Here is a 6,269-nt window from a genome sequence, read left to right on the forward strand (position 1 = left end):
GGTCCATTTTGAGGCAAATAGACCAGTAGGTAAATTATGGACTAAAAGCATGGGAATTTTAAAAGATTTGTTCTTAACAAAACGTAAACAATCGCAAAAAAAGTTTGTTGCAATGGCTAAAGGGTATGTACCATGGGGGTTAGGAGTTGCAGAGTATTTTTACAATCTTTACGAATATGATGATGGTATGAGGGAATATGAGGAGTTTGACGGTGGCCAATATCATGATATGCCTAACAAAATTGATTATAGTACCAAGGCACAAGTGAAAGCTTGGATATACGGTGGTGATTTGCCAAGAAGCGTATTGAGTTGCGAAGCATTGATAGACGAGGTGAATAGGGAAATCAAAAAACGTACAAAGAAAGATCGTTTGATTTGTGAGATAACAGATGATGGTGAGAGCGGGTACCCATTGTGTTGTGATGAAATGGACCGTGAACTAGAGAAAGCACTTGATATTCAATTAGGTAGGCATCAAAATGAAAAAAATTGAAAAAAATAAAAAATACGTATTGACAACAATGGAATCGCTTTGTTAAACGAATCAGTAAGTACTTGAAAAACACTTAAAGTTCACAGAGGATAGGATTTATAATCAATATCTCCTCTGCAAATTGTAAAGTTTTGACTCAAGTATGCTTTATAGCATATAGAGGGGATTGTCGGGTGTGGTTATGCCATACAATACCCTTTCGAGGGAAAAGCGTAACGACGGACTGTGAACCGTGTTTTTCAGCACCCGGCATTCTTTATTGTGTGTCAATGGAAAACAACATAACTTCACAGAGGACAGTACCATGTCACAATATTTAATTAACATAAACCAAACTCAAATCGATGGTGAATTAGTTCAAACCGTAAATGCACGTGATTTGCATGCGTTTTTAGAGGTCAAAACCAGTTTTAAAGATTGGATTATTCGTCGTATTAAAGAATGTAAATTTAAAGAAGATCATGACTTTTGCTCTTTTTTGAGCGAAAGTTCAGGAGGTCGTCCTTCTAAAGATTATGCTCTTACATTAGACATGGCAAAACACCTTTCAATGATCGAGCGTAATGATAAAGGGCACGAAGCAAGAGAGTATTTTATTGAATGCGAGCGGCGTGCAAAGCAGGCAGCAACACCACAACAAATCGATTACTCAAGTCCTCAGGTAATGTTAGGTGTATTAACTCATCTAAAAAATGAAAATGAACGTAAAGACATCATCATTGCAGAGTTAAAACCAAAAGCAATAGCTCTTGATGGTTTAAAACGTTCCGATGGCTTGTTTGGTATCATAGATGCGGCAAAAATATTGGAAGTAAGGCCTAAGGATTTATCAGATTACTTACGAAGATATGGTTGGGTTTACAAAAGAGTACCAAACGGCCCATTATTACCATATCAAGATAAAATCCAAAAAGGATTAATGGATTGCACAGCCATTACTATTCAAAAAAATGATGGTACAGAAAAAACCGTACCGTCAACAAAGATTACATCTAAAGGATTGGCTTGCTTAAGAGAGCAAATTTACGGAAATATGCAATAATTAAAAAAAAGCCGCGTCCTTTAAGACACGGCTTTCTTTTTTTGTTTAACGCAACAAAACTTTTTCTGATAGTTTTTCTTGTATACATAAAAGCCTCTATTCAATAGATTTAAAATGATTAACTAGGAAGGTTTATAAAATGATTGACTAGGATTAATAGTGATACTATTATTGGTTATGAACAATAAAGTTGAAAAAATAATCAGCTTGATGCAAGCATCACCAAGGAACATTAAGTTTTCAGATTTGTTGGCTGTGTGTGTACATTTTTTTGGAGAACCACGGAACAGTGGTACAAGTCACTTTGTGTTTAAAACCCCGTGGCTTGGTGACCCGCGTGTGAATATTCAAAAAGATTCTGGCAATAAGGCAAAAGCCTACCAAGTCAAACAAGTATTGCAAGCGATAGAAAGGATGAAACATGAACAGTAATCATTATTCATATCGTGTTTTGTGGTCGCAAGAAGATCAGGAATATGTCGGATTGTGTGCAGAATTCCCATCCCTTTCATGGTTAGCATCTCAAGCAGAGAAGGCTTTAAAAGGCATTATGGATCTTGTTTCAGAAGTTGTTGAGGACATGCAACATAACGGAGAAGAAGTTCCTGTGCCTTTGTCGCATGGTAAATATAGTGGTAAGTTTCAATTAAGAATCCCACCAGAACTCCATAGAAAACTTGCAATACAAGCTGCCGAAAATGGTGTAAGCTTGAATAGATACATTTCTTCTAAGCTTTGAAAAGTCTATACGACCAGAAGATACCCTCCGCCCCTTATTTATGTTGCTTAGAATTTACATAATAAAAGCCGCGTCCTTTAAGACACGGCTTTTATGATCAAAACAGCTCATTAGTTAAGGAATTTGCTATAAACAAACTAACTAATAAATCACATATTTTGTGTATAAACGCAAGTATATTGTTTTCAAATTGAATTAATTAATAAATTGTGCTATATTTTAAAACATAGAGAGTATAAAAAACTTTCTTATGCAACGTTATAGTGGCGTTGTATTTTCGCCGTTTTTTAGAATTAAAACGATTTTCCTCTTTAAAGGATATCACAAAAGCCGTGCCTTAAATGACACGGTTTTTTTGTATGTTGTGCTTGTAATTTTACACATAATGCACTATATCTTGTATGGTAACTTGAGAAATTGCTTAAAAGCCTTGTTATGTTTTTTACGTAACGGGGCTTTTTTTATGATAGGGAATAGTTTCTTTTATTCAATTTAAATGCATTGAAGCCGTGCCAATTTCTTGACACGGCTTCTGTTTTGCAATGCATGACTGTTGTATTCTTATCCGAAGTATACAAACATCTTTTTATTGCACAAAACGTATCAAAAAGCAAGCTGTTAAGTAAAATAAAAATGGGATTCACACTGTAGATTCAGTGGGTTATGATAAATTCTGTTTGTAAAAATACACCATAATGTGTTATACTATCATCAGTTGTGAGTTTGTTTTGTTCTAAGTACTATTTTCCATTAAAGGACAGAAAGCAAATGCTTAATAAAGTGATTTTAATTGGTCATTTAGGTGCCAATCCAGAAAGCAAAACAATGTCATCTGGTATCGAGGTGGTCAATTTTCGAATGGCAACGTCTGAGAGCTATACAGACAAGGCAACCAATAAGAGAATAGACAAAACCGAATGGCATTCCATTGTGGTGTTTAATCCACATCTTGCAAAAATAGCACTTCAATATCTCAATAAAGGCAGTAAAGTTTATATCGAGGGGCGACTACAAACTCGTAAATGGCAAGATAAAAACGGTGTTGATCGCTATGTAACAGAAGTCATATTGCCTCAGTACAAAGGTGAGTTAAAGCTTTTAGATGGCAAAAATGATGATAATCAAGATCAGTCATCTGCTTATGACAGAAGCATTTACAGACCTCTTGATACGCCCCATACCGTTATGAATGACAGTGTTCCTTTTTAAGGATATTATTGAATGAGGAAAGTGATCATGTTAAAGCAATTCTGTAAAGTTGTATATTTTGTGGGGTATGAATGATATGTACCAAGTTCAGCAAATTGCTAACTTCTTTCTTGAAAAGGGAAGTGAAGAGAATATCCCAATTTCTCCTATGAAGCTCATTAAACTGGTGTATCTTGCGTATGGATGGATGTTAGCAGCTACAGGTAAGCGTCTCTTTCCTGATCGTATAGAAGCATGGCAGCATGGTCCCGTGATTCCGGCTCTTTATCATGAGTTTAAAGATTGGGGAAGGCGTTTTATCGATTGCTATTCTCGAACAGTTGATTTAGAGACAGGAGAAATTTTGATTCCTAAAATTCCTAAAGAATCCGCTGATAAATATACAGTTAAGTTATTAGAGATCGTCTGGAATGCTTATAAAAATTTTTCACCTTGGCGCTTGCGCAATGAATCTCATGAGAATGGATCTCCGTGGGAGAGAGTATATGATTGTGGGCAATTTGGTGTGAAGCTAAAAGACGATGACATCAAAGAATATTTCACACAAAAAATTAACGGGTATTTACAAGAGCCGGAAAAAAAATAAACACCTTCATCTTAAGCAACTTCAACGTGCAAGTGATGCTGTTGGAAATCAATCTATTAGAGTGATTGCAGATTGTCTTCCGAGGAGAACTGTTCATTATGCTGTTACAGAACAAGAAATAAATCTATTAAAAGATCACGCAACGTTTGCATGTCGTTTTCATGGAATAATGGGGACTTTATCGGGTACGCTTTTAATTTTGTCCATAGAACTATTTTGGGATAAAAGTCATTTAAAAATTAAGCTAGTTTTTATAATTATAATATCGATCATTCTGATTTTGTTATTCTTTTATAGTCTAAAGTTCAAGTCAAAAGCAGAGGAAATTTGGCAAAATATTAAACAGGAATCTGGGGACATAAGTGAAAAAAAATAAAAAGAGGGGACGCCCTAAAATAGCAGGGCAGGTAAGAGAACCAAACGGACGCATCTCACGTGCAAAAGCACCGCGTGAAGCCGTTGATAAATTGGCAATAGAAATGCGTGCAAAGCGCTTCGGTTTAACGCTACAAGAGGCAAAAAATCCACTTTCTGGTACCTATATCGGGCGGCTTTGTTTGCAAGGCGTGCTTACTCAAGAGCAATATGATGCCGCGCAACAATATCTACAAGTAAGAAACGATTACCTTTGTGCAAAGGGCTTGCCTAATGCGATTTATGATGAAATGCCGTCATCTTCTGATGATAAGGCAAGAGACAAGTGGGTAGCATTTGCAACAGAGCAGTTTATAAATATGCAAGAGGCACTAAAAGAAGCCCAATGCCTCTATAGACAGTATAATCTTTATGCAGCGCTACAGTACCTCGTTATAGAAGATCAAATGTTGCCACACCTTGTGAATTCATTACGTGTTTCTCTTAATATGCTTCAGAAGCACTTTTCAAAAAAGTAGATTTAAAAGAGATACTACCACCTATATATATGGCTAGTGAATAAGATACTCATTATTCCGAATAAGGCAATTTTCTTTAAATACGGTATTAACATCAGATTTTATCTTTTGTTTCTCATTGTTGCATCTTCGCTTCATACAGATTCCTTTTGAATATATCAATATGTATTATTTTTATGTTGACAAATTGTAGCAAATCGTATTTAATGACATTGCTGTACTTAGGCGTATTGTGTCTAGAGAGGGAAATGTACAGTTAAAAATCCCCGCAAATGCGGGGTTTTTTATTATCTGGAGGGCGTATTTTATGACATCACAAAATACAGAACAGATTTCTCAAACAAAGAAAAAATATAAACCCCCTAAGGCAGGAATGGGGCGTGTCAAAGGCGTACCAAATAAGAATACACGTCTTTTGAAAGAGGCAATTCTTAAAGCTGCTGAATTGGCAGGCAATAAGTATGGGAAAGAGGGGCTAATCTCTTATCTGGAAAGGCATAATATCAAAAAGCGAAATAAAGTCAATAGTTTGTTTGTAATTATTTTATATGAATCCATTTAAGAATCCACATTTTTATACGTGATTCATTTGACCATTTTTTATAGAAGATTGCCATGTATGAATAGACCATAAAAAGCAAATCATGATGTAAATATTATAACGCATGGGTGCATTCAAATGAAATGAAAAGCAGCTATCATTCATAACAGTTCATAAATTTTATGATACGTTTTTATCACTCAAAATCGCATTGTTTAAAAATTTAGTCGTTTGGAATTATCGATAACATACGTTTAAAGAACACATCTTGTTTTAATAATTGGTTTGTTAATCACATGATAAAAACATAAAATTACAGTTTTCAAAATTGAGAAGCGTAAAATCTAAAAATGCTATAGCAATATCTTATTACCTATAAGAGGGTAATCGTTTGAAACTGTTATAAGATAAATTGTACCAAAAGATACGTATTTATAGAAAATAGAGATCATATAATTTTTCCCAAAATTGGGAAAAACCTCTAAAATGGCATTAAAGAAATTAACTGTTTGAACCTGTCATAAGCTTATAGGTTTAATTTAAAAAATTGCATAAAAGGATTTAAAGACAAATCGCTTTTAAAACGCTTACTAAAAGTTAAAAAAACGATAAAGAGGTATTTTATATCTTATGAAATGAAAAGCCTTTTAATGAATAGATTGCAGACTAGTTTTTAAGAACGGAATTATTCGCTTCCACAAAAAAATGGAGGCAAATAATGCCATGGCAGTAGAATAACTATCTACTTTAGATTTGGTACTAA

General features: G+C 34.6%; 7 protein-coding genes and 1 pseudogene. All 8 read left to right on the forward strand.

Features of this window, described 5'->3' with window-relative positions; translation table 11 throughout:
* The first annotated feature begins 49 nt into the window (after positions 1 to 49).
* Positions 50 to 496, forward strand: coding sequence for a hypothetical protein (locus ACFIKI_RS07045; protein ID WP_375666528.1), 447 nt, complete (start codon positions 50 to 52; stop codon positions 494 to 496).
* Positions 497 to 800: 304 nt separating this feature from the next.
* Positions 801 to 1,538, forward strand: a complete 738-nt coding sequence (locus tag ACFIKI_RS07050; RefSeq protein WP_375666530.1) for an antA/AntB antirepressor family protein — start codon at positions 801 to 803, stop codon at positions 1,536 to 1,538.
* A 159-nt stretch (positions 1,539 to 1,697) separates the two neighbouring features.
* Entirely contained in the window at positions 1,698 to 1,970 is a 273-nt protein-coding gene (locus ACFIKI_RS07055) for a hypothetical protein (protein WP_006590329.1), read from the forward strand.
* Positions 1,960 to 2,277, forward strand: a complete 318-nt coding sequence (locus ACFIKI_RS07060) for a type II toxin-antitoxin system HicB family antitoxin (RefSeq protein ID WP_375666531.1) — start codon at positions 1,960 to 1,962, stop codon at positions 2,275 to 2,277. The genes ACFIKI_RS07055 and ACFIKI_RS07060 overlap by 11 nt, the downstream gene beginning before the upstream one ends.
* A gap of 768 nt (positions 2,278 to 3,045) precedes the next feature.
* Complete coding sequence (gene ssb / locus ACFIKI_RS07065; protein WP_375631940.1) at positions 3,046 to 3,486, forward strand: single-stranded DNA-binding protein; 441 nt, start codon at positions 3,046 to 3,048, stop codon at positions 3,484 to 3,486.
* 76 nt (positions 3,487 to 3,562) lie between these two features.
* Entirely contained in the window at positions 3,563 to 4,072 is a 510-nt protein-coding gene (locus ACFIKI_RS07070; protein WP_375666533.1) for a Panacea domain-containing protein, read from the forward strand.
* Positions 4,073 to 4,434: 362 nt separating this feature from the next.
* A complete protein-coding gene (locus tag ACFIKI_RS07075) occupies positions 4,435 to 4,965 on the forward strand; it encodes a hypothetical protein (RefSeq protein WP_375666534.1) in 531 nt (176 codons plus the stop codon).
* Positions 4,966 to 5,272: 307 nt separating this feature from the next.
* Positions 5,273 to 5,461 (forward strand): annotated as a pseudogene (locus ACFIKI_RS07080) (hypothetical protein); the annotation flags it as partial.
* Between the last annotated feature and the right edge of the window lie 808 nt (positions 5,462 to 6,269).

Source organism: Bartonella sp. TT121SHDZB (assembly GCF_042193415.1).
Classification (GTDB): Bacteria; Pseudomonadota; Alphaproteobacteria; order Rhizobiales; family Rhizobiaceae; genus Bartonella.

What these genes read in the sequence shown, in the direction of transcription:
- ACFIKI_RS07050 (WP_375666530.1), top strand. Translation starts at nt 801, where the DNA reads ATGTCACAATATTTAATTAACATAAACCAAACTCAAATCGATGGTGAA.
- ssb (WP_375631940.1), top strand. Translation starts at nt 3,046, where the DNA reads ATGCTTAATAAAGTGATTTTAATTGGTCATTTAGGTGCCAATCCAGAA.
- ACFIKI_RS07070 (WP_375666533.1), top strand. Translation starts at nt 3,563, where the DNA reads ATGTACCAAGTTCAGCAAATTGCTAACTTCTTTCTTGAAAAGGGAAGT.
- ACFIKI_RS07045 (WP_375666528.1), top strand. Translation starts at nt 50, where the DNA reads ATGGGAATTTTAAAAGATTTGTTCTTAACAAAACGTAAACAATCGCAA.
- ACFIKI_RS07060 (WP_375666531.1), top strand. Translation starts at nt 1,960, where the DNA reads ATGAACAGTAATCATTATTCATATCGTGTTTTGTGGTCGCAAGAAGAT.